Annotated in this window: 16 protein-coding genes; 13 read left to right on the plus strand and 3 right to left on the minus strand. The window is 50.6% G+C overall.

The window, feature by feature from the left end; genetic code table 11:
• Positions 1-23: 23 nt before the first annotated feature.
• The 8 genes from CYPRO_RS12605 to CYPRO_RS12640 all read left to right on the plus strand — a co-directional run bounded on the left by CYPRO_RS12605 (position 24) and on the right by CYPRO_RS12640 (position 12,787).
• Positions 24-524, plus strand: a complete 501-nt coding sequence (locus CYPRO_RS12605) for a hypothetical protein (RefSeq protein ID WP_114984954.1) — start codon at positions 24-26, stop codon at positions 522-524.
• A 204-nt stretch (positions 525-728) separates the two neighbouring features.
• Positions 729-1,241: a cyclic nucleotide-binding domain-containing protein gene (locus CYPRO_RS12610; protein ID WP_114984955.1), complete on the plus strand. Its 513-nt coding sequence runs from the start codon at positions 729-731 to the stop codon at positions 1,239-1,241.
• Complete coding sequence (locus CYPRO_RS12615) at positions 1,241-2,548, plus strand: AI-2E family transporter (RefSeq protein WP_114984956.1); 1,308 nt, start codon at positions 1,241-1,243, stop codon at positions 2,546-2,548. Before CYPRO_RS12610 ends, CYPRO_RS12615 begins: the two co-directional genes overlap by 1 nt.
• Before the next feature lie 199 nt (positions 2,549-2,747).
• Entirely contained in the window at positions 2,748-3,656 is a 909-nt protein-coding gene (locus tag CYPRO_RS12620; protein ID WP_114984957.1) for a hypothetical protein, read from the plus strand.
• A gap of 150 nt (positions 3,657-3,806) precedes the next feature.
• A complete protein-coding gene (locus CYPRO_RS12625; RefSeq protein WP_114984958.1) occupies positions 3,807-8,831 on the plus strand; it encodes a tetratricopeptide repeat protein in 5,025 nt (1,674 codons plus the stop codon).
• Positions 8,831-9,577, plus strand: coding sequence for a tetratricopeptide repeat protein (locus CYPRO_RS12630; RefSeq protein WP_114984959.1), 747 nt, complete (start codon positions 8,831-8,833; stop codon positions 9,575-9,577). The genes CYPRO_RS12625 and CYPRO_RS12630 overlap by 1 nt, the downstream gene beginning before the upstream one ends.
• A gap of 7 nt (positions 9,578-9,584) precedes the next feature.
• Entirely contained in the window at positions 9,585-11,897 is a 2,313-nt protein-coding gene (locus CYPRO_RS12635) for a CHASE2 domain-containing protein (RefSeq protein WP_114984960.1), read from the plus strand.
• Between the two features lie 17 nt (positions 11,898-11,914).
• A complete protein-coding gene (locus tag CYPRO_RS12640) occupies positions 11,915-12,787 on the plus strand; it encodes an MBL fold metallo-hydrolase (protein WP_114984961.1) in 873 nt (290 codons plus the stop codon).
• Between the two features lie 51 nt (positions 12,788-12,838).
• On the opposite strand, the gene CYPRO_RS12645 is transcribed toward CYPRO_RS12640, so the two are convergent.
• The 3 genes from CYPRO_RS12645 to CYPRO_RS12655 form a co-directional block, all read right to left on the minus strand.
• Positions 12,839-14,179 (minus strand): GAF domain-containing SpoIIE family protein phosphatase, encoded by a 1,341-nt coding sequence (locus tag CYPRO_RS12645; RefSeq protein ID WP_164682770.1) that lies wholly within the window; start codon positions 14,177-14,179, stop codon positions 12,839-12,841.
• Between the two features lie 219 nt (positions 14,180-14,398).
• Positions 14,399-15,004 carry a hypothetical protein gene (locus CYPRO_RS12650; protein ID WP_124245618.1) on the minus strand — a complete coding sequence of 202 codons (606 nt, stop codon included), beginning with the start codon at positions 15,002-15,004 and terminating at the stop codon, positions 14,399-14,401.
• Between the two features lie 99 nt (positions 15,005-15,103).
• The gene (locus CYPRO_RS12655) at positions 15,104-17,914 is read right to left on the minus strand and encodes a S8 family peptidase (RefSeq protein ID WP_114984964.1); all 2,811 of its coding nucleotides are present in this window, start codon (positions 17,912-17,914) and stop codon (positions 15,104-15,106) included.
• Positions 17,915-18,308: 394 nt separating this feature from the next.
• Between CYPRO_RS12655 and CYPRO_RS12665 the strand changes: the two genes are divergently transcribed.
• The 5 genes from CYPRO_RS12665 to murI all read left to right on the plus strand — a co-directional run bounded on the left by CYPRO_RS12665 (position 18,309) and on the right by murI (position 22,639).
• On the plus strand, positions 18,309-19,472 hold the full coding sequence (locus tag CYPRO_RS12665; RefSeq protein ID WP_114984966.1) for a cysteine desulfurase family protein: 1,164 nt from the start codon (positions 18,309-18,311) through the stop codon (positions 19,470-19,472).
• 61 nt (positions 19,473-19,533) lie between these two features.
• Positions 19,534-19,971: a DUF1499 domain-containing protein gene (locus CYPRO_RS12670; protein WP_114984967.1), complete on the plus strand. Its 438-nt coding sequence runs from the start codon at positions 19,534-19,536 to the stop codon at positions 19,969-19,971.
• Positions 19,972-20,182: 211 nt separating this feature from the next.
• Positions 20,183-20,566: a hypothetical protein gene (locus CYPRO_RS12675; protein WP_114984968.1), complete on the plus strand. Its 384-nt coding sequence runs from the start codon at positions 20,183-20,185 to the stop codon at positions 20,564-20,566.
• Positions 20,563-21,696, plus strand: coding sequence for a CaiB/BaiF CoA transferase family protein (locus tag CYPRO_RS12680; RefSeq protein ID WP_114984969.1), 1,134 nt, complete (start codon positions 20,563-20,565; stop codon positions 21,694-21,696). Before CYPRO_RS12675 ends, CYPRO_RS12680 begins: the two co-directional genes overlap by 4 nt.
• Positions 21,697-21,820: 124 nt before the next feature.
• Positions 21,821-22,639, plus strand: a complete 819-nt coding sequence (gene murI, locus CYPRO_RS12685; protein ID WP_114984970.1) for a glutamate racemase — start codon at positions 21,821-21,823, stop codon at positions 22,637-22,639.
• Positions 22,640-22,647 lie beyond the last annotated feature (8 nt).

The following is a 22,647-nucleotide window of genomic DNA, read 5'->3' on the forward strand; positions in this document are numbered from 1 at the left end:
TACACAATAACTAAATCCAGGCTATGAAAACCAAAATTGCGCTCACACTCATTACCTCCGGATTACTCATCCTCCTCATTTTTGAACTTGACCGGTTTGCCAACAACCACAGTCCGGCTACGGCTGAGGAAGATCACCTCTTCAGCCTGCGCGTTGAAGTGCTGCACGAAGAAGATGTATTCCGGCTCACAAGCCTCCACGGATTCAATTTTTTGGAGGATATTCGAGGCAGCAGCGGACTCAACATCAAGATTAATCATCTCAGCCTGCCGCTTAAGGGCAGACATCTGATCACCAATAAAAACATTCGCCCGTCGGCACTTCTTGCAACGATGGAAGAAGATGCACATCTTGAAGACACTGTCTTTGCATTTTGGATGGTTTATGACGATCAGGAAATCATCCTCGAAAGCATACACGGCACAAAATGGGAGCGGCTCAGCCTGTCGTGCCGTGCTGCTTTAGGGCCGAAATGCGACGCCCGTGTGACAGATTCGGGAATCGGATTTTACCAGCTGCAGTAACAGTACAGGAAGCTGATTCTGAATATTATTTTATAAGCTAACGACCACAGGGTTTGACACGAAAACTTTTAGAGACTGTTCATTTTGAGTGATTTTATTAGCGTATCATTCTAAAATCACAGATTAAGGTTGTATTTTAGGCAATACAATTCAGTAAAATGCTAATCTGTTTTATTACCCATACTTCCTAATTGATTCTGATATATGGCTCTCTCATGGTCTGGTTTTGGAAAGCTTTTTTCAGGTAAAAGTTCTGAAGAGGAAGACTTTATAAAGCGGGTACAACTGTTTTGCGATCTATCCCGACGTGAACGGGTGAAAGTGCAGCGACTTATGCACTTCAGGGTATATGAAGAGGGGGAGTATATTTTTCACAAAGGTCAGCCCGGCGCGGCTTTCTATGTAATCCGAACCGGGCACGTGCAGATTGTCACACCCGCTTCACCGCCCATTATACTTGCGGAAGTATCACCTGGCGAAGTGATTGGTGAATTGGCTATACTGGATGAAACACCCCGGTCCGCAAGTGCCCTCACCTCGGAAAAGACGGAAACCCTGGCCATTTTCAAAGGTGATTTTGATGCCTTTATGCTCAGTGAGCCGGTCATTGCAGCCAAAATATACCGCAGGCTTGCCATTATTATTGGAAACAGACTGAAAACCACCAATGCCCTGCTTCAGACTCAAACTGAAAAGAGCGCAGAAAAGACAATGTGATGCGTAATCCGCAAAGCGATACCGAAGTTAAGCGCAGAACACGTACTTATGTACTTGTAAGCAGCATCGTTTTTCTGCTCACAACCGGTTACGTGCTTTGGTCAATCCGCCCGTTGTTGCTGCCCGTCGTTTTCGGTGCATTGCTGGCTTATGTGAGTCAGCCTGTTGTTGCGCTCTTAATTCGTAGGGGATTTCCCAAATTACTCAGCGTGCTGCTGTTTGTTACCTTCTTTATCACGCTGCTTTTTTATGCCTTCGTTTTTGTAAAGAATCAGATTCCCGACAGAGATGAACAGGCGGAACTGCGTACCGTTGCGATGTATCAGCTTAACGAGCGCTACGAAAGCCTCATTGAAACTTCCGAACAGAACACCACTTTTGCCTTTGGCCTTCGCTTCCTCATGCAGGAAACGCATCCGCTGATTGATAACCTCAACTTTTTTCTGGCCCTCGAGCCGGAAGAACAGCGATCTTTTGAAGCCCGAATGGATAGCCTGAAGCACACAAGTCCCCGCTATGGGCGCATGCTTCAGTATCATCGTGAAAACCAGAATCTGAGATTATACACCAGCGATCTCTCCCTTTCAGAAGCTATTCTTACCGGTCAGCGCACCATTAACACGCGTGAACCCGCAGATCAGGAGCGGGAAGGCGGTTCAACCCTGCTGCTTATCTTTGGCTTCTTTTCCACCTGGCTCATTATGCCGGTTATTTTCTTTTTTCTTTTGCTGGATGAAGGTCGCTTCAGGCGCAAACTCATCTCAATGGTACCCAACATTTTCTTTGAAACAGCCCTGACATCCTTATATAACGTTGACAAAGCAATCGGCTCTTACCTGCGGGGCACGCTGCTCGAAAGCCTGGCTGTATTCACTGCATTTCTGATATTACTAAGCCTCATAGGCTTCAACTTCACGGTTTCAGTCCTAATAGGAATTGTAGCAGCTGTGGCAAATATCATCCCGTTTATTGGCCCGGCCGTAGGGATTATTCTGGTGATAGCATATGCGCTTATCATTGATGAAATCAATAGCATTCTTCCATTTATCAATACCGCAAATCTGGTTTACTTTGCGGGCTTAGCCGCCATTTTGATTCAGGTGTTGGATAACATGCTGCTCAAACCGCTCATTTTGGGCGGAGCGACAGACCTGCATCCGATTCTTGTTTTTTTCGTCGTAGTTGCCGGCGGTGTAATGTTCGGTTTCTGGGGTGTACTTTTTTCGATTCCGGTAATTGTAATCATTAAAGTAAGTGCTACAACCATCCATGAACGGCTTTTGCTGTATCAGATCATCCGGCTTTAGAACAAATTTAAAAAAATGCCGTAACTGCAAACCTTGAGACGATAAACGTCTCATATTAAACAAGCACTAACACTAAATTGTGCGAAAAATATGCAGTATAACAGCTTAAATTTACACAAGAATTAAAGTTTGCCTATCTTACACAGATAGACCAATCTGAAATCAACCGCTTTTAATAAACCCCAAAATCCTTACAAGCATGCATTTAAAACTCGTTTCAGCCTGTGCATTAACATTCATCATCATATTTACCACCTCGTTGAATGTAAACGCTCAACCTATTCTAAATGATAATGATGAGCTCCTGAATGAAGCACGCTTTATGCTTGGTATCAGCAGCATGGACTTCACATTCAGAGACAGAGACCTGATGACCATTGCCGGTGAAAACGACTTCACCTATCAGTTCAATGGTGACGTTTACACCGCATACATCGGAAGCGGAAAGTTTACGGGCCTAAGCGTTTCATTCGGAACCAACACTGAGTCATTTTTTTCATCTGCGCTTGCCGACTCTCTGCTTGAATTCGGTCCGGAGAATGCGATCGCAAATGAGGCTGATGTCCGCTTTCTGAACGTCAGGGCAAGCCTTGGGGGCAATAGTCAGCTCTGGCAGAACATCATGCGTCAGGATCTCAACCTGTATCTGCCAATAAGGGTACACTTAAACTATTTCAACGTGTATTATGATACTGCCAATGAACTCAAGGATATCTTCAACGCCGCATTTCAGCAGGATTTCAGACCACTCAATAAGCTTGAGGCATCTTTCAACATCGGTCTTGGCGTAAACTACAGAACCGACCGCTTTTTCCCGCTGCTACAGGACAGACTTTTATTTGATCTGCACTTTACCAGAGGTTTAGGAGCAAATATACAGTACACCGATGGCGACATGTTTTACGGCGGCGCCCGTCATGATGAAGTAAATGCCTCCGTGCATTTCCTGCGCATCTTAGGACAAACCTCACTTGTTACAGGATTTCGACATATTCAAACCCGTTCAAACCAGGACGGTTTCGACGATTTCTTCGCGATGCTTAATGATCCGGACATCTTTGAATCGTCTCATTCCTCCCTGATGTTTTTTGTAGGTATTAAGTTTTAAGCATGTGAATAAATCTGCCAAAGATACCCTCCATATTGTCCGGATAAGCCTCAGGGGCTTATCCGGATGCTTTTTTTAGACCGCGCTGCAACCTCCTGAAATATTTATGGTTAGCTTCGGCTAACATTTCACGCCCAAAGTAACACCGCCATGAAACCCTTCCGCCCTCCCTTCCTGCTGCTTCCCCTCGTAATTCTTTTCTTTTTACCGTTTGTTGCAAACGGGCAACAATATGTACAAACACTTCCTAAACCAGCAGATACGGAGCAAACTTCGATCCGGGCACTTACAGATGCTGTACGCGCCGCAAACGGGGACTATTATCTCGTAGATCGAAGGAATTCAACAATTTCGATACTTGATCCAAATGGTGATTTGATCGAAGTGATTAATGGTTTCGTAGGACCGGCCGGCACCATTCAGCTTCGCAGCCCGCTTCGTATTGCAACCGGCCCCAATAACAGGCTTTACATCGCAGATGACAGGAACAATGAAATCTATGTTATTGAGGATTTACAGTACCTGCGTACCATCGGTGAATCAGGGCGTATGCCAGGACAGTTCAGCAGGATACGCGATATTGCCGTTGACAGCGACAATTACCTGTATGTGCTTGATGAAAGGGCCAATCGTGTGGATATTTTTGATGATCAGGGCCGCTTTGTAAACTGGATAGGAGGGCCTGAACGGGGTGAACCCAGGTTATTTGGGGATTTGCGCGGTATTGGTATTAATGGGGCTAATCAGCTTTATGTACTTGAAAACAACCCTGCAAGCCTGCATATTTTTTCCGATTCCGGTAAGCACATTCGCACGTTCCACAGCTTAGGTAGTGCAGGCAGTACGATTGAAAACGGACGCTCGCTTACCGTTTTCCAAAATGGTGATTTTTCCGTCCTTGATGGTGATAACGGCACCTTCAGCACCTTCAGCAAAAACGGAGAATTCATACAGCGTACCGGCCGTAGTGCACGCATGAGCTCCCCCGGTATTTTCCGTGATCCGCTGATTCTGCGTGCCTCTATTGAAAGTCCCAATACCTTACTGGTCATTGACGCCGGCGACAATAATGTGCAGGAATACGTGTACAGTTTTCAGCCGGAAGATTTCAGCAGGACCGAAAAAATACAGCTCGAGCACTTAACAGAAAGCATTCCAGCATTTTCAGATGCCGTTTTTGCACCCAATGGCGTGATGTATTACATACCGGATGGCAGTCAAAGTGAAGTTGTAGCGCTTGATCTGAATTACGGGGAAGTACGTTTCCGGTTGCCCGCCCAGCGTGCACACCGGCTCGCGACCGACAATAACAGCCGCGTATATATAGTCGATCAACACCGCAGGTCAAACGAAATCAATATCTTTAGTAGTGCCGGCGTGCTTGAACTGAGCCTGGGTCAGGATATTGCCAACCCCCTGCAAAGTCCTGAAGCCATTACTGTTAAAAGTGACGGCACCATCATCGTAGCGGACGCTTCACACCCGCGCCTTCATCAATGGGCGGCAAACGGAGAGTACCTCGGTGACGAAATTTCTCTCCGCCAACTCGACCATCGAAATATTTCGATTATACGCACTGACAGCCGGGATAACATTTACCTGCTCGATGGTTCTGAAAACGAAATCTACCGCCTCAATGCGGCAGGCATGCTCACCGATCCGCAACCGCTAACGGTATCCGGATACAATCCGGAGCGGGGAAATGCTGAAATAAGCTGGTTCGATATAGATTTGTCTGATCAGCTCCACTTATTCAATAATGAAACACTGCAATACTATTTATTTGAGTGGGAACCCAGTATTCAGTCCATCAATACCCCAAATCTGCTCTTCAAATTTGGCAGATCCGGGGAGAACGAGCTTGATTTCATGCGCACTGGTGCCGTAGCACTGAATCCGCATCAGCTCACAGCTCATGTAATGAACAATCGCGGCCGGGAAGTAAAGTCCATCGGCATCACCATAAGGCCGCCCAAACCTGACCTCGACTCCTTTGTTTTTTCGGTTGATGAGGAGGGCTTTTTGCACATTCGCCCTAAGGATGGCTTCGACGGGGTAACAAGCAGCTTCAGTTTAGCCATAGAAAACCTCGAAAACGGCGAGCTCGAAATCATAAGTTCGGATAATCAGACGATTTCCGTGAATTACGCAGATCAGCGCAATGAACTGCTAAATTTTCGGATTATGGGTGCAAGTGCGGGAAACCTGAGTGAACCCAGTGAAGCATTTCAGGACTACATTGGCTACGGCCGATATCTCGCTTCTCAGGAATTATTCATACACGCCCTCGAACAGTACGGACGTGCGCCCGGCTACTACTCCAATACTGACCCTGAAATGGTCAACTTTATTGCGCGGCAGTATATCAACTGGGGTCAGACGCTCACAAACCGCGGGGAAGCCTACCTTACTACGCTCATTTTACGGAATGCCAGCACGCTTATTGATGAGCGTGATCCCCTCACAAGAGATATCAGCGAAGTCCTCATTACGCTGTATAATACACTGGGACGCCGGGGCGCTTATGATGTACTCATAGAAAGCACCGATAATTTATTGGGTATCACATCACCTTCAATCGTTGATGAAGTAAGCCGTACAATAGGTCAGGTAGCTGCAGGGATGGCACGTACCGGTGTTGAACAGCGCATTCTGCAAAGCATTGAAATCTACAACCGCATGCTTGAGTGGGCCGATCAGCCTGACTGGGCGCTCAGCGGGCTTGCAGCTTCTCAGCTCAGTTACTTTGAACTGCTCGAACGTACAAATGCCCCGCATCACCTCAGCAGTTTGCGCATAAACCGCGCACAGCAAGCGGTGGAGGAAGCACTTGAAAAGATTCGTTTGGTTAATAACCTCTACAACGAAACCCGCATACTCCAACTTCGCATCCTGAATTATCAGGGGCAGCACGATCAGGTCATGGAGATCGCAGAACAGGAGCTTACCGATCAGATACCGGGCATGGATCAGCGTTTCGAACGCCTCTACCGATTACATGGCGGCAAGGCTATGCTTGCGGCCGGTGAATACAATCGGGCTATCTTCAATTTCACAGAGTTGCTTCAGCTGGATCAGGGGGATACAGATGTTCAGCTCATGCTTGCGGATGCTTATTTCAGGGATGGGCGCTATGCGGAAGCACAGGGTATTTACCGGCAGTTACAGCTCCGCAACCCGGATGAAGCCCTCTATCAGGGGCTGACAGGCCGTACCGAATTCGCTCTTGGTAACTACGCGGAAGCCTCCTTTCAGCTTGAGCAGGCCATTCGCGCCAACCCCGATATCAACTGGTTCTACGGAGAACTCGCCCGTGCATTCTTTATGGACGGCAAATACACCGAAGCATTAGCCTACTTTGAGCTTAGCGTGAGTGAAACCACAAACCGGCTCTCAGCTGCGCGGCAGCGTCAGCTTCCACAGCAGGCGCAAGCTGAAATACGCAGCGAACTGGAAACCTACCTTTTTGAACAAGGCGTGGCAGCTTCCCGTATTCGGGATTATGAAACAGCACAACAGGCCCTTCAAAGTCTGGTTGAGCTCACCCCCTCAAACGCGCAGTACTGGTTCGAACTGGGCAATGTATTCGTCAACACCGGGCTCGTTTATCAGGCTGAAAATGCTTTTTCACGGGCGCTTTCCATCGAATCTCAAAATGAAACCTACCGCAATGCTTTTAATCAGGCCCGTGAACGCAGCGACGAGTATGCCACAAATCAGCCGGCTGCTCGAATCCTGAGCGTGAACGTGAACCCTGTTTTCCCTTCCGTTTACCGGAATTATACGGACGCACAGTCGATCGGTGAGGTCGTAATCGAAAATAATACGGCTTCCGTAATCACCAATGCCCGGCTCGAGGTTTCATTCAGCCGCTTTGCTGCCGAAAGTTACTTCATTGACCTGCCGGTGATGTCACCAAGAAGCAACACTTCCGTACCCTTGTTCATGGCCTTCACCAGCGATATCATGACCAATGTTGAAGACACCAATGCGCAGCTCACGCTTAATCTGTTCTATAACCACCGCGGCGAGTCACTTACAGACGTCAGCAACGCCAATGTAACAATTCACCGCCGCAGCGCCATCAGCTGGCAGGACAAGCGGAGCCTGGCTTCATTCATATCTCCGGGCAGCGAAACCATACGGCAGTTTGTTTCTGAAATCAACAGCAACCTTGAACCACTCTCTGTACTTGACCTGCCGGAAGCCATTCTCATTGGCGCACGCCTGTACAGCACGCTAAACAACAGTGGCTTTGTTTATCAGCGGGATCCCAACATTGAGACAATTCTGGCTACCGGCGTTCTTGATGACATACAGTTCCCTGCTGAAACCCTCACACTCAGAAGCGGCGAATGCGATGACTTTGTTGTTATGTTTTGCAGCCTTTTTGAAGCTCAGGGCATTCGAACAGCCTACATTGATGTACCCGGCCATGTGTTCATGGCATTTGATACCGGTCTGAGTACAGACGAGCTTGATTTTATGGGGATGGATGCATGGAGATTTATTACTTATGAAAACCGTGTTTTCCTGCCTATTGAAACGACTCTGCTCGGGCGCGGAAGCTTTATGCAGGCCTGGGAAAATGCGGCCCTGCGCTGGCAGCAGGAGCGCGAAGCCGGAAACATGCCTCAGATTGTACCCATCGAGCAGGCCCATCGGGTCTATGCCCCTTCTGAGTACGTGCCTACAGATTTCCGGTCACCGCTGGTTTTCAGCGATGATCTGCTGGCCGATTTCAGCTACACGCTGCAGCAGGTCTTCAATAGTTTTAATGCCGGCATGATACAGAATATCGAACAACGCTTAACTGCAGAACCCGAAAATCTTTTTCTCGTAAACCAACTCGGTATTTTGTTAGCTCAAACCGGAGAAACCGACAGAGCAAAAGAGGTTTTTGAAAACGGGCTCGCAATTTTTCCGGAAAGTCCGCAGCTCAACAACAACATGGGAAACCTGTACTTCCAGGAAAGAAACTTCATCAGAGCTGCTGAATTTTATCGCAACAGCACACAGCTAAATGATCAAAATGCTGAGGTGTTTGTAAACCTTGCCCGTTCATTGCTGGAAGCGGGACAGACAGATGCTTCGAGAGACGCCCTCAGACAGGCGCTCCGTCTCGACCAAAATGTACGCAGCCGCTACGATTTCATTTTTAACGAGTTATTCTGATGAATCACAGATTTCTTTATTCTCTTATCACTTCAGCTCTGTTTTCTTTACAGCTGATGAACCCTTGTTTTTCTGAAGCCCGGCAAACGGCTGCCAGCACTGCTCAGCCACAGAGTGAAGCCATTGGTACCCTGGTCTTTTTTCAGGGCCGGGTGATGGTGTTTGTGGAAGACAACTGGCGGCCTGCAACTGTAAATCTACCCCTTACGGCTAACCGCCGTATACAGACCGGTCCCGCTTCGCAAGCTGAAATAGAGTGGCGAACAGGGGATACAACCGTCATTGGGAGCAATGAAACACATAGTCTTGAAACCCTTTATGCCGCGTTTCAGCAGTCATCATCGAGGCAGACGGAAGGTGTTTTTAACCGTTTCCGATCCATGTTTCGCGGACAGATCGACGATTCGCGGCAGGCTGAAGGGGGTATACGCCGCGACCGGGTCGACTTGGAACGTAAGCCAAACCCCGGCGAACTCTATTGGTATCAGGATCCTCAAATCAACATAGCCGACGCCTTTGAAACCTACGAAAGCGGTGACTACCGCAGGGCTCTTATCGAACTCACTCTCTTCACAGAACAACAGCCGCGGAGTCAGCACCTGCGTCAGGCGCTGTTTATGATAGGCCATTGTCAGATTGAGCTTAACAACATTCCGCAGGCACGCGAAACCTTCAACCGGATTATCACCCTGTTTCCCGGCGAACCCATTGCCGGGGAGGCACGTGAAGTTCTTCAGCAGCTGTAGGTAGCGGATGAAATTCTACAAGGCCAACTTCAATATGCAGCTTCCTGCTGGTAAACCCGGCTGGAAGCTGCTCAGTTTTGTAATCATTTGCGTACTATCGCTGCTGATTACACAGGCCTTTTCCTGGGTAAACCAAAACCTTACCCGCTCTCCGCTTACAGCTATTGATCTTGCGATTGATGACCTTGCCCTTCAAATCCGAACCCTGACCTATCAGGACAAACGGGTCAGTCCGAATGATTTTGTTATCATTGATATAGATGACTTCTCGATTTCACAGCTCGGAAGGGTTCAGCTTTGGCCCAGAAAATTCGACGCACAGGTTATCCGGAACATTAGCTCCGGAAAACCTCGCGTAATTCTGCTCGACGCACTCTACACAGAAACAGACGCGCTTCCTGAAGCTTATGTAGGGCTTCTAACCGAAAGAGGCTTTGAACAGGCAAACAGTATTGTTGCGGCAATGAGTACTGACGTCTATTTGACGGAAGCCATCCGGGAAGCCGGAAATGTCATTTTGGGCATGTTTGACACATCCGCGGATTTTCTGGAGGGTGATTCATTCAATGCTGAACTGGCAACACAGCTGCTACCACGTATCTATGGCAGCCGTCAGTTCTCAGGAGGCTACTATCAGCGCAGTGTACCGGTTTTACCTGCCACTGATTTTGCACACAATGCCAAAGCCATGGGCTTGCTCAAAGTGAATCCTGACCCGGATGGCACCGTGCGGCTTTACACCCTGCTTCAGCAAAGCCCGTTTCTGGATGGGGAAACAACAGCATCTCAGGTTCGCCTTCTTCCTTCCTTCATCCTTCCCGCCGCATTAAGCTACCTTGGGCTTACCGATGCTGATGTAGAAGCCCAACATGGGTTGATCCGTCTGGGCAATGTTATGCGGATCCCGGTAAACCAGCGGGCAGAGTTCAGCCTGAACTGGTTGGGGAGCGGTGAAGGCTTCCGGTACATCTCATTTTATAATGTATGGAGCGGACAGGTACCGCTTTCGTTTTTTGAAGATAAAATAGTGTTCGTAGGGAGCAGTGCTGCGGGCCTTGAAGATCTCAAAAACACCCCGGTCAATCAGGTAATGCCCGGGGTGGAAGTACACGCCACAGCTTTGTACAATCTGCTAAATGAGAGCTGGCTCGTCCGTCTCGACGACAGCCATCAGCTTTGGCTTAAAGGCCTGCTGGTATTTTTTTGCAGTGCCCTGTTTTTACTCATCCCGCAATGGCAGGCACTAATAGCCGTACTGATTCTTATTTCGCTGCAATTCTTTGGCTATGTGCTCCTTATCGTACCGGAACTCAAAGTCCTTTTTCCGCTCTCCGGAGTTGTTATCCTAACGATCAGCTCTTTTACGCTTTCACTTGTGTACCGGAATGCGACGGAAGGCCGCGAAAAACGTCAGCTAAAACTTGCCTTTTCTTCTTACGTTTCGCCGCAAATTGTTGAGGAGCTTATTGAAACCGGCAGGGATCCGCAGCTGGGCGGGTCAGAACGTGAGATTTCGGCTTTCTTTAGCGACATTGAATCTTTCTCGCGTATTTCGGAGAAACTCAATGCCCCACAGCTGGTTGAACTGATGAATGAGTACCTCGACGCCATGACCTCCATTATTACCGAGGAGCGCGGTACCCTTGATAAATACATTGGTGACGCCATCGTAGCCTTTTTTGGCGCACCAATTACGGTTGAAGACCATGCCCTGAGGTCTTGTGTATCTGCCTGCAGGATTATGGAAGCTGAAACAGCACTCCGGGAGAAATGGACAGAAACAAAAGCAGACTGGCCACAAGAAATATTCCGGCTGAAAAGCCGGGTTGGCATCAACTCGGGCCTTGCGGTAACCGGCAACATGGGTTCTTCGAAACGATTTAATTATACTATGATGGGGGATACCGTGAACCTTGCAGCCCGTTGCGAAAGCGCGGCAAAACAGTACGGCATACAGGCCATTGTAACCGAATCTACGCGGGATCAGGCGCTAAAGGCTGGCGCTGACTGCAGCTTCCGGAAGCTTGACCGGGTAACGGTTGTTGGACGAACTAAGGCTGTGGAGCTTTACGAGCTTGTGGGATTTCGCGATAAGCTCAGCGATCAGCAACAGCGCTGTATTGCTGCATATGAAAACGGATTTGAAGCCTATTTGAAACAGGAATGGACGACAGCAACGGCGTATTTCACAGAAGCCCTTTCCCTGGAAACAAATACCGCACATAACCCATCGGCAGTCATGATTTCCCGCTGTGAAGCCCTCCGGGTTCAGCCTCCGGATGATGGATGGAACGGCGTATTTAACCTTAAGTCAAAATAAATCAGGACCTGTAGCTTATGACTGATCATAAGAACCCAGCAAGTATGCGGATCGAATTTTTGGGAGTACGGGGCTCGGTACCAACACCGGGTAAACACACACTTTCCTACGGGGGCAATACGTCCTGCGTTTTAATTCAGTTTTCTGACAGCGATCATCACCTGTTTCTTGACGCCGGTACCGGTATTGTGAAAGGAGGCAACCGGCTGGCCGATCACCCTACCCCTGTTGGAGGGCGCATCCTGCTTACGCACGCACATAGCGACCATATTCAGGGCATTCCGTTTTTCAAACCCTTGTATCAGCCGCATCATCAGTTTCACATTCACATGCCGGAACAGGCCGGACAGAATTGTGAACAGGTGTTAAAAATGCTGATGGCACCGGCCTTTTTTCCGGTCAATACCGATGCCTTCAAGGCCTCAATCACATACATCACACAGGGCACAGCGCCTGTTAAATTTAGGGAAGGGTACGAAGTTGAAGCGCTGACCGCATGTCATCCCGGCAACACCTTCATGTATAAAGTGAAATACAAAAACCTGACGCTGGTGTATTGTCCCGATAATGAGCTGAAACCAAATGACAGCGCAATGCGGGCGCGCGTATCTGAATTTATCAACGGGTGCGACATGCTGATACACGACAGTCATGAAAGCCGGTCGAGCTATGAAAACAAGCGCGGCTGGGGACACTCAGCCTGGGAGGATGTTACGGAGCTGGCCTTTGAAGCCAGCGTAAAACAGCTCTATCTCACGCACCACGCCCCGGAATCCCGCGACGCGCATCTTGAACAGCGGCAGCAGCGGCTCAGCATGATGAACCGTCGTCCCCCTACCGCACTTTTTGCACGTGAAGGCTTTGTAACCGAACTCACTGCTTCGGCTTAAGCCAGGCATCATCGTTACTTGTTTGGGATTCAGGCGACCTGCTTCGAATACTCACGCATCCGCGCTTCCGGCTCTTCCGACTTCAATGAAGCCGAGGGTGATATCATCGCTCTGATGGGCTTTTCCGCGATGAAGGTCTACATCCTCAATCAAAGTACGGAGCATGATTTCCCCACTGCCATTGTTGCGATAAGCGGTCTCAAGAAGCTGCTCCATACGTTCAGCGGTGTACTCTTCCGTATCTGTGTTCATGGCTTCCGTAACGCCATCGGTATAGGCCGCAAGCACATCACCGGGTTTGAGCTGCAGCTCTTCCGTTGCATACGGAATCGCCATCACGCCCAGCATGAGTCCGCCTTTATTCAGTCTGAGAGGCATACCATTTCCGGAATCCTTCCGAAATAAGAGCACCGGATCATGCCCCGCCGAAATGGAAGTTAGTCTCAGATCTTCCTCATCAAGCAAGGCGAACCAACCTGTCACAAATTTATCCGGCGTCGTTGATTCTATCAGGAAGGTGTTAAGGGATTCAACAAAATGCTTGAGCTGAAAGCTTTTTTTGTGAATGATGAGGTAGCTGTGAATAAAGGAGAAAACGGACGACACAATAAGGGCAGCCGAAATACTTTTTCCGGTTACATCGGTCAGAAAGAACAGCGCCTGCCGATCATTAATCCGTATCAGATTGTAATAATCGCCGCCAAGGTGTTTTGCCGGACGCAAAAGGGTGTGCACGGAAAAAGAACGCAGTTCGGGCAGACGATCCGGCAGGATTTTGCGCTGAATGCTGCGCGCTGTTTCAAGCTCGGTACGCATTTGTTCTGCTTCAATCTCAAACTGCCCCAGCCGGTAGTTCTCAATAGCGATAGCACACTGCCCCGCAAGGGCAGAAAAAAACTGTTCATCCTGCGTATCAAAGCTGCGGTTGGATGATTTGTTCATCACCTGTATAACACCAATAAGAGTGCCCTTGCGCTCCATAGGGGCGCAAATCATGTTGCGGGTTACAAAGCCTGAACTCATATCAAAGGCTGGATTAAACCGCGGATCGGTATAGCAATCATCAATCCGCACGGTTTTCATTTCTTCTGCAACCCAGCCGGCTATGCCTTCACCAATATTTATTTCCTTCGACTTTATAAACGTGCCTTTTTCACCTTCCGCAACATAAAAAACGAGCTTCCCTGTTTTTTCATCAAACAGTAATAAGGAGGAGGCTTCGGCATCAAGAAGCTTTTTGCTGGTGTCAATTATGCTCTTAAGGAGCTCAGGAAGAGGCTTTTTCTCAATAATCTGATTGGAAATATCCTTAAAAAAAAGCGTTTTCCGCACCAGGCTTCGATAGTTCGTGCATGTATTGCAGTCATGTTTGGGGTCTGCGTACTCACTCATTTCGGTTTTATATTTGGTTTGTGATGTATCTTGTAATCTTATTTCAAAAAAGTTTCCCATGCGCCAAGCATTCAGTAAAATAATAGAATTTTTACTGTTATTTGTTGCATGCAGGACAAAAAAAAAGCTGCATGTTCACCTCTACCGGATATCCCGGTGCAAGCCGGTATCCGGTAGTGAACATACAGCCCGTGATTTTAAACAGCGCCTTACGTTAACTTAGGCTTCTTCTTCAGTGTGATGAAAGAGCTCCGCACGGAAACGCGGTGCTTCATGACGTTCCAGATAATAAATGAAGCGGTCATTGTCAAGATCCAGCTCCATCATCCATACGTTGGTCGTAGCTTCCGGAATCATCTCAGCGGTTACATCATCCGCGTGGAAAAACTGCTGAACGGCTGAACCGGCATCGCTGGCAAAGCCGCCATAGCCGTGCGAATCTCCGCTTGCTTCAAGCTCTTCCATCGTACGGACTTCACCCAAATGGTCGTGAAACAAGTGCAGCCCCTCATCCCGGCGCTCAACAACCCAGGCACCGTGCCAGTAATCGCCCCCCTCACGCAGTAGCTCAATGCGCACAAACTGATCGTTGCACTCAGAAACGTGCGTAACCAGCTGTGTGCCTACAAGCGCGTGATCTTCATTTTCCGGAAAAGTAGACTGACCGGTGAAGGTTTCCCCGCACAGCGCCTGAAGATTGGCAAAAAAGTCATCATGCGCACTCGTTTCTGCCGGCACCTGATAGTCAGCCTGTTCCGGTGAACCGCAGGCAGAGAAAGCAAAGGTGAGTGCGAGAAGCGAAATGCCCAAAAGATATAATCTCATAAGTAGAATGGTTTCAAAGTTTTGATGGATGTTTTAAGAGAATTTGAAAATGCTGAATTCAAAGGGCAAATTCAACTTATGAACCGGCTTAAACAAGCTTTATCTGAGCAACAGCATTTTTTCCGTAAAAAAGCGTCCGTCGGCCTGTAAGCGCACCAAATAGACGCCCGAAGCTAGTGCACTTCCGTCAAAAACCACATCATAGCGTCCCGGTGATTGCACCCCGTCAGCCAGCGTTGCGATCCGCCGCCCCGTCACATCATATACCGTAAGCCGCACGCGGGTTTGGCTGCCAATTTCGTACGGAATAATCGTCTGCGGATTAAACGGGTTGGGGTAGTTGTTGCCCAGCGCTACAATAAAAGGAAGTTCGTAGCCAGCCGGCGGCGCTGTGGTTTCATCAGGAAACTGCACCGCGCTGATATCGAGATAAAGGGTGTGTCCGCTTTCCCAGCTTGTCAGCATACCGTCAGCTGCCGTATAGCGGTACACCGCAGGCGCCCCATCTCCAGAGTAGCTGCGGCTCAGAAGTTCAGCGGTAAGAAGCGATGGCTGAAGCCGGTCTGTATCGAGCGTAATGCGCAAACCTGTTTCCATGGCCGGGCTCAGGAACACCCCCGTTTCACGCAGGTCTATCGATACCTCATTAAAATCCCGGATATCATGTAGCGAAACCCGCACCGGATTACCAATCGCGCGCTCGACCCTGCTGCCGTCCTGCCGCAGTTCTACGAGCTCAGCCACAAGTGCGGGATCACTGCCTTCCGGAAAATCCAGCACGCCGGTATGAAGCGTCACTTTATTCAGGACTCCGGCCATGCGCGGCAGGCGATAGACCACGCCATTTTCTGCGTTAAGTAGCATGGAAGCACTGCCGGACTGATTCAGCACCCCGGGCTGCCACAAATGCAGACCCGACACGCCATCAAGCGCGTCCCCGTCGGGCAATGCCGCAATGGCCCCCAAAAGATCGAGCTTGCCCATGCCCCAGCGCGGGTGCGGCACCTCTCCCGTAAACTGATCCGTGCGGGCTCCTTCAACAATGGCCTGCTTGATGGTAGCGTGCATGGCGTTCGGGAAAGCCTGCAGCATAAGTGCCGCGGCCCCTGCTGCCACCGGCGACGCCATGCTTGTGCCCGCCATCCACATGTAGTCTTCCCCGGGCTGTACCGAATTGCCGGAGCCCCCGCTGCTGCGGGACCGGGCAGCGGCCACAAAACGCCCCGGCGCCGTGACCTCCGGCTTCAGCCTGCCGTCACGGGTTGGCCCGGTTCCGGTAAAAAAAGCCAGGCTGCCAAGCGGATTCGATTCCCGCTGAAACACCAGACCACTCTGATTCAGCCAGTTGTTCTGCATCACATAGCCGCCTGTTGTCAAAACCGACTTTCCGGTGCCAGGCGTCGTGACCGTGAAATCAGACGTAGCGCCCTGCTGCGAAATCGTGAGATTCCCAACCCTGTTCAGGACCATCCATGACTGAAACGGGCCGTCATAATCCGCTATGCTGATCCGCCAGCTGCCCGAAGCGGGCGGAAATGCGGCGTCATCATCACCCACATAAAAAATGAGCCGGCGGTGTCCGTTGGGCGCGTGCACAAAGTTCTCCCCTTCGATCACCCCCTCCGAAAAATCATCCGCGCCGCTAAAACTTCCGGGTTCCCATTCATAGACAGCGCCGCCCGGCGTTGTGACCCGCAGCGTAGCGGGCGCGTCCGACTTCAGCCAGATATCGACCAGCAAGCGGTCGTTGAACGGGCCGAGACGCGGCGTATAAGCCGGGATATCCAAAATAATATCATCCGTACCGGCCATGCCGCCAAAATACCGGAGCTCAGACCCATTGTTGCCTGCGGCCGTCACCATCATTACGCCCGGATTTTCGGTCGCAGCATCCATCGCACGCTCGGTTGCTTCTGATCCGTCACGCGCATGAAAAAGCCCGCCAATGCTGAAATTCGTGACCACAGGCCGGTTGTACGTCTCCCGCAGCGAAGCCGAAAACTGAACCGCGCTGATAATATCAAAGGCCGTAAAGGACTGATTTCCGCCTTTAATCACCACGAGATCCGCTTCTGGTGCCATGCCGGGCAGGTGTGGCCCGCCGCCCGCCATAGTTCCGGCAACATGCGTTCCGTGACCGTTTGAGTCCTGCGAACGGATTCCGTCTCCGGTTGCGAGCGCCGCTTCAATATCCGCGCGGGTGTAGAGCACGCCGTAATCGAAAGGCGGCGGCGGGCTTTGCTCCTCATCCTGTGGCGTAAGCGTCTGATCCCACACATACTTTATGCGCGACCGCAGCGAATCTTCAGGATGTCGGAAAGCCGGATGGGTAACATCAATGCCTGAATCGAACACCGCAGCAATCACCCCCTGCCCGGTAAGCGTTGTATTTTGCCAGATTCCCTGATGGAGCGCGTCGGCCCGGCTTTCGGCACGCGCCCGGTTTCCGGTTGTTTCGTGCAGGAGCGCCGGCTCAAGCCAGTCGAAACTCGCCGAATCCGCCAAATCCCGAAGCTCTGCATAGGTAAGCCGCAGCGCATACACCCCCTGCGTCGCCTTCATCCACCGCCCCGGCTGCCTGAAGTCCGTCGGCAGGGTTTCAGCATGAAGGATTACCTCAAAATACAAGGTCTCCGCTGCAGGCTCACCCACAAGACCGAAATCCTCCCCGTGGTTGCGCGCCCGCACTTCCTGAAGTTCCGCCTCCGAAATCCGCAGCACGCGCTGCACGAGCGGGTGCATATCCGGGCGGAATTCAGCCCCCCGTTGCAGCGTTTCACCCTGAGAAACACCCCTGACCCAATCCAGACTTGTAACGGCCTGTTGCGCCATTGCAGGGGAAAAAGCCATCATCCCCAAAAAAAAGATGATCCATAAAAACCTGAAACCTGTACGATAGCGAAGTAGCATGATGACGCAGTTTAAAGCAAAAAATCCATTAATCAGTTACGGTGAGCCGCTTCAGAATATGACACAAAATCACCCTTTATCAAAGCCCTGTTTACCTTTCCAACACGCCGGTTCAGGCTTACACCTACCGCAAGGGGAAGCCTGACCCCAATGCCCGAGCTAATCCGGTGTTTCTTTTTTTTTGGGGGAAACTCCGTGAACATCACGGTCTTTCGCGGTAGTTTCCGGGACCCCAAACCTAAGATGAATGCGTTGCTTTTTGGGGGCTTGGCCATTCATCTTATTCCTGAATAACATTCTGTATACCACAACTTATCGCAGCTTGCGGTATGCGTTCCTTTTATGGTTATCTTTGCCCGTATCTGAGAAATCATCTTTGAAAAGCTTACAACGTATGTCTGTTTATTTTGACAATGCAGCCACCACAAAACCTGATGAGCGGGTGCTTGAAGCCATGCTTCCCTACTTCAGCACGCACTACGGAAATGCGTCTTCGGTTCACGCAGCCGGGCGGCAAACCAGCGTAGCTGTTGAAGAAGCACGTGAAAAAATCGCGGCCTGCATAGGCGCGGAAGTCAGCGAAATCATTTTCACCAGCGGGGGCACGGAAAGCAACAACGCGGCCATCAATGGCAGCCTCCGCAACGGCAGCAAGCGGCACGTTGTCACCTCATCGGTTGAGCACCATGCCGTACTGCACCCGCTTGAGCATGCCGCAAAAACAGGGGTACGCACCACGCAGCTCGATCCGGGTGCCAAAGGCTGGATCAGCGCCGAAGCGGTCGAAGCTGCGCTTGAGCCCGATACTGCACTTGTGAGCCTCATGCACGTGAACAACGAAACCGGCGCAATCAACCCGATTGACGAAATTGCAACGCTTTGCGCATCAAGGGGCGTGCGCTTCCACACAGACTGGGTTCAGGCAGCCGGCAAGCTTCCCCTTGATGTCCGGAAAACAGCGGTCGATTTCCTGAGCGTGAGCGCGCACAAAATACACGGTCCCAAAGGAGCGGGATTTCTGTACGTCCGCGGCGGTACAGACTGGCAACCCTGGATGGAAGGCGGTTCGCAGGAACGCGGCCGTCGCGGCGGCACCCTGAACGTGCCGGGCATTGTGGGGCTGGGCGAAGCTTTTCGGATAGCCTGCGAAGAGCGGGAAGCAAACCTGCGGCATACCGAACACCTCAGCACCCTGATTCAGGATAAAATGGCTGCCCTTCTGCCCGATGTTGCCCGACTTAACGGAGACCGCAGCCACGCTGTGCCGCACATTCTCAACTACAGTTTTCAGAATGAAGACGGCGAAGCCGCAGACGGTGAAATGCTGTTGCTCAGCCTGGATATTGACGGGATTTATGTTTCCAACGGTTCGGCCTGTACCTCCGGCACCGTGCTGCCCTCGCATGTCCTTCTTGGCATGGGTCACAGTCCGAAGCTCGCGCTTTCCTCGATTCGCCTCAGCCTCGGTAAGTACAACACGGAAAGCGATGTAAATACCTTGTTTGAAAAACTGCCCGCCATTCTCGGTCGCATGATGACGCTGCCCGCGCATGACTAAACCCAAGCGGCTCGCCTCACCTCACTCCTGTTCACCCCCGCGCTGACTTTTCTTCCTTACCATGAAAATCCGACTCCTTTTAGCAAGTCTCGCTTTTATCACCGCTTCGCTGCTGATGTATGGCTGCGGCACCGCCACCGTACCCGAAGCAAGCCCCGACAATCCGCTTGAAGCCTGTCCGGAATCTCCCAACTGCGTGAGAAGTACGCTCACCTTCATGCAAACCGCCGACAAGGTCCTCGAAGCCTCAGAACAAACGCTGCGGGATATGGGCGCCGAGTCGGTAAGTCAGGAAAACGGCGGGTTGCACGCCGTATTCCGGATTGCCGTTTTTGGCTTTCGGGATGACATGCATGTTGCGGTTCATAGCGGCGCAATCGAAGAAGGAACGCAGGTTCACATCCGCAGCGCAAGCCGCACCGGCTACAGCGATTTAGGGGTTAATGCCCGGAGAGCTGACCATTTCTACCGGCTCTTGTCCGGCAAACTGCAGCCGTAGCCGTTGTCCTATCACTAAAAATAACAACAACGCTAAGCTGCAAATGCGCGCGCTCAACCCTGCTTTTCAGCTTCAACTATCATAAAGATAAATCCTTCAATTCATATCCACAGTTAAGCTCCGGTAATTTTAAACCGAGGGCTGATTTTAAACCGCTTCGTATCTTTTCACAAAACAGCTTCTTCCGTTTCGGAACCAACTTTTTTTTCAGATGAAATCCTTTCTCAATAACACGCACAACCTGTGGAACAGCCTGCTGTTCATGCAGATTTTCATCATTATCAGCTATGTGCTGTTCATACATTTGCGCATACTCAATACTGCTTTCTTTTTTATACCGGGCCTGATTTTCATGGTTTTCACCGTGGAAGGGATTTACCTGCTCTATCAGAAAAGTGAAAAGCCCGATGAAGCGCGCAGTTTTGGTTCGGGATGGTTCCTTTGGATTGCGCTGCTGTTCATCAATTTTGGGATTGTCTTCTTTTTCTTCACGGAATTTTGGTTTGCGGGCATTTTTGCAATGGTCCCGTTCACCATCGGCTACCTGATTTATCTTAAAATTAAGCGCAAAGACCTGTTTGGAGCCGCGCCATGATTTTGGAAGGCGTCAGGGTTGTCGAGCTTGCTTCTGTGCTTGCAGGCCCATCCGTGGGCATGTTTCTGGCAGAGCTCGGGGCTGAAGTCCTTAAAATTGAAAACCCGCACACAAAGGGGGATGTCACCCGAAGCTGGCAGCTGCGCGACGAAAAACCGGAAAATGGCTGCACAAGCTATTTCAATGCCATCAACTGGGGCAAATGCAGTCTCGTACTTGACGCCAGGAATGAGCACGACCGCACAGTACTGCTCAAACACATTCGTGCGGCCGACATTGTCATAACAAGCTTTAAACCCGGAGACGCGGAAAAACTCGGGCTCAGCTGGGAGACCCTGCAGGCTGAAAATCCGGCGCTGATTTACGCGGCCATCACCGGTTACGGTGACGAAGACGCGCGCACCGCTTACGACGCCCTGCTGCAGGCCGAGAGCGGCTTCATGTACCTCAACCGTGAGCCCGGCAGGGAGCCTTTAAAAATGCCGGTTGCCCTGATGGATGTACTCGCGGCACATCACCTCAAACAACTCATCCTGATCGCATGGATTCAGCGTCTCAAAACCGGAAAGGGCTGCCGGGTTGATGTTTCGCTGTTTGAGTCAGCGGTAAGCTCCCTCGTCAATCAGGCCGGATCCTGGCAATATGCCGGGATTTCGCCGGAACCTATGGGAAGCGAACATCCGCATATTTATCCCTACGGCGAAAGCTTCTGCTGTGGTGATGGCCGCAGCATAGTGCTCGCAGTTGGCAACGATACGCAGTTCCGGTCGCTCTGCGGTCTTCTTGGCTGTCCGGAGCTGTCCGAAGACGAGAAATTTGCCACCAATGCCGCCCGCTCCCGCAACCGCAACGCGCTCAGGCTTATGCTCGGAGCTCGCTTTGCGCAAAGCCCGGACGCGGAAAAGCTGATTCAGGAATTCCACCAGGCCAAAGTACCTGCAGCGCTCATCCGAAACATACCGGAAGCCCTTAAGGCCTACGCAGCCAATCCCGCTTATGCCCGGCACATCAGCCCATGCGGCAGCATGGAAGGATTACCGCAGCTCTCCGGCCGCATAAACGGGAAACGGGCTACCCGAAACCTTGACCGCCCGCCTGCCTATCCACAGGAAAAACAATCTCCTGAATAACAACATCAATGTCCGGTCCCAAAGCTCTCTTTTTTGGTGCTTAGCAATTTTCTTCAGCCCGCACCCAATTCCCTGAAGCCGGATCTGATTTCAAAACGAACGTCATACCATCAACCCATCTGTCATGTCATCAAAAGCAAACGCTCCTATCGGGATATTCGACTCCGGGATAGGCGGACTCACCGTTGTGAAAGCGGTAATGGAAAAACTGCCGCACGAAAACATCATTTATTACGGCGACACCGCACGGGTGCCCTACGGGATCAAATCTATTTCGACCGTACGCGAATACGCGCTGCAAATCACGGATTTCCTGCTCACACAGCAAGTCAAAACCATATTGATTGCCTGCAACACCGTATCGGCTGCCGCCAATCAGGACGTACGCGCGCGGGCCGGCACCATTCCCGTTCTTGATGTGGTTGAAGCGGGCACAAAAGCTGCACTTAGGGCACAGGCAGCAAGCAACCGTATCGGCGTAATCGGCACCATGGCGACCATCAACAGTCAAACCTATGAGCAATCCATCCTCAAGGAAAACAGCAACAAGCGGGTTTATTCCAAGGCCTGTCCCATGCTTGTGCCCCTCGCTGAAGAAGGCTGGATTTCCAATGAAATCAGCCGCCTGACGATCGCTGAATACCTTCAGGATTTCCGGGATAAATCCCTTGACGCCCTCATCCTCGGCTGTACACACTACCCGCTTTTCAAAACCGAAATTGAAGATTTCCTGAAAGACAGCGGAACCGATGTTATTGACTCAGCGGTGTCCATTGCTGCGAAAACAGAAGCCCTGCTTACCGAAAACGAGCTGCTTAACACCTCCGGAAAAACCGGGAGATTTGACTGCTTTGTAAGTGACAAACCACAGCGTTTCCAGACCCTTGCTGAGCGCTTTCTGGGCAAAAAACTAAACCGTATCGAAATTTCGCCTTTACTTTAGTTTTTAAA

The organism is Cyclonatronum proteinivorum (genome assembly GCF_003353065.1).
Classification (GTDB): Bacteria; Bacteroidota; Rhodothermia; order Balneolales; family Cyclonatronaceae; genus Cyclonatronum; species Cyclonatronum proteinivorum.

What these genes read in the sequence shown, in the direction of transcription:
- CYPRO_RS12605 (WP_114984954.1), top strand. Translation starts at nt 24, where the DNA reads ATGAAAACCAAAATTGCGCTCACACTCATTACCTCCGGATTACTCATC.
- CYPRO_RS12610 (WP_114984955.1), top strand. Translation starts at nt 729, where the DNA reads ATGGCTCTCTCATGGTCTGGTTTTGGAAAGCTTTTTTCAGGTAAAAGT.
- CYPRO_RS12615 (WP_114984956.1), top strand. Translation starts at nt 1,241, where the DNA reads ATGCGTAATCCGCAAAGCGATACCGAAGTTAAGCGCAGAACACGTACT.
- CYPRO_RS12620 (WP_114984957.1), top strand. Translation starts at nt 2,748, where the DNA reads ATGCATTTAAAACTCGTTTCAGCCTGTGCATTAACATTCATCATCATA.
- CYPRO_RS12625 (WP_114984958.1), top strand. Translation starts at nt 3,807, where the DNA reads ATGAAACCCTTCCGCCCTCCCTTCCTGCTGCTTCCCCTCGTAATTCTT.
- CYPRO_RS12630 (WP_114984959.1), top strand. Translation starts at nt 8,831, where the DNA reads ATGAATCACAGATTTCTTTATTCTCTTATCACTTCAGCTCTGTTTTCT.
- CYPRO_RS12635 (WP_114984960.1), top strand. Translation starts at nt 9,585, where the DNA reads ATGAAATTCTACAAGGCCAACTTCAATATGCAGCTTCCTGCTGGTAAA.
- CYPRO_RS12640 (WP_114984961.1), top strand. Translation starts at nt 11,915, where the DNA reads ATGACTGATCATAAGAACCCAGCAAGTATGCGGATCGAATTTTTGGGA.
- CYPRO_RS12645 (WP_164682770.1), bottom strand. Translation starts at nt 14,179, where the DNA reads ATGAGTGAGTACGCAGACCCCAAACATGACTGCAATACATGCACGAAC.
- CYPRO_RS12650 (WP_124245618.1), bottom strand. Translation starts at nt 15,004, where the DNA reads ATGAGATTATATCTTTTGGGCATTTCGCTTCTCGCACTCACCTTTGCT.
- CYPRO_RS12655 (WP_114984964.1), bottom strand. Translation starts at nt 17,914, where the DNA reads ATGCTACTTCGCTATCGTACAGGTTTCAGGTTTTTATGGATCATCTTT.
- CYPRO_RS12665 (WP_114984966.1), top strand. Translation starts at nt 18,309, where the DNA reads ATGTCTGTTTATTTTGACAATGCAGCCACCACAAAACCTGATGAGCGG.
- CYPRO_RS12670 (WP_114984967.1), top strand. Translation starts at nt 19,534, where the DNA reads ATGAAAATCCGACTCCTTTTAGCAAGTCTCGCTTTTATCACCGCTTCG.
- CYPRO_RS12675 (WP_114984968.1), top strand. Translation starts at nt 20,183, where the DNA reads ATGAAATCCTTTCTCAATAACACGCACAACCTGTGGAACAGCCTGCTG.
- CYPRO_RS12680 (WP_114984969.1), top strand. Translation starts at nt 20,563, where the DNA reads ATGATTTTGGAAGGCGTCAGGGTTGTCGAGCTTGCTTCTGTGCTTGCA.
- murI (WP_114984970.1), top strand. Translation starts at nt 21,821, where the DNA reads ATGTCATCAAAAGCAAACGCTCCTATCGGGATATTCGACTCCGGGATA.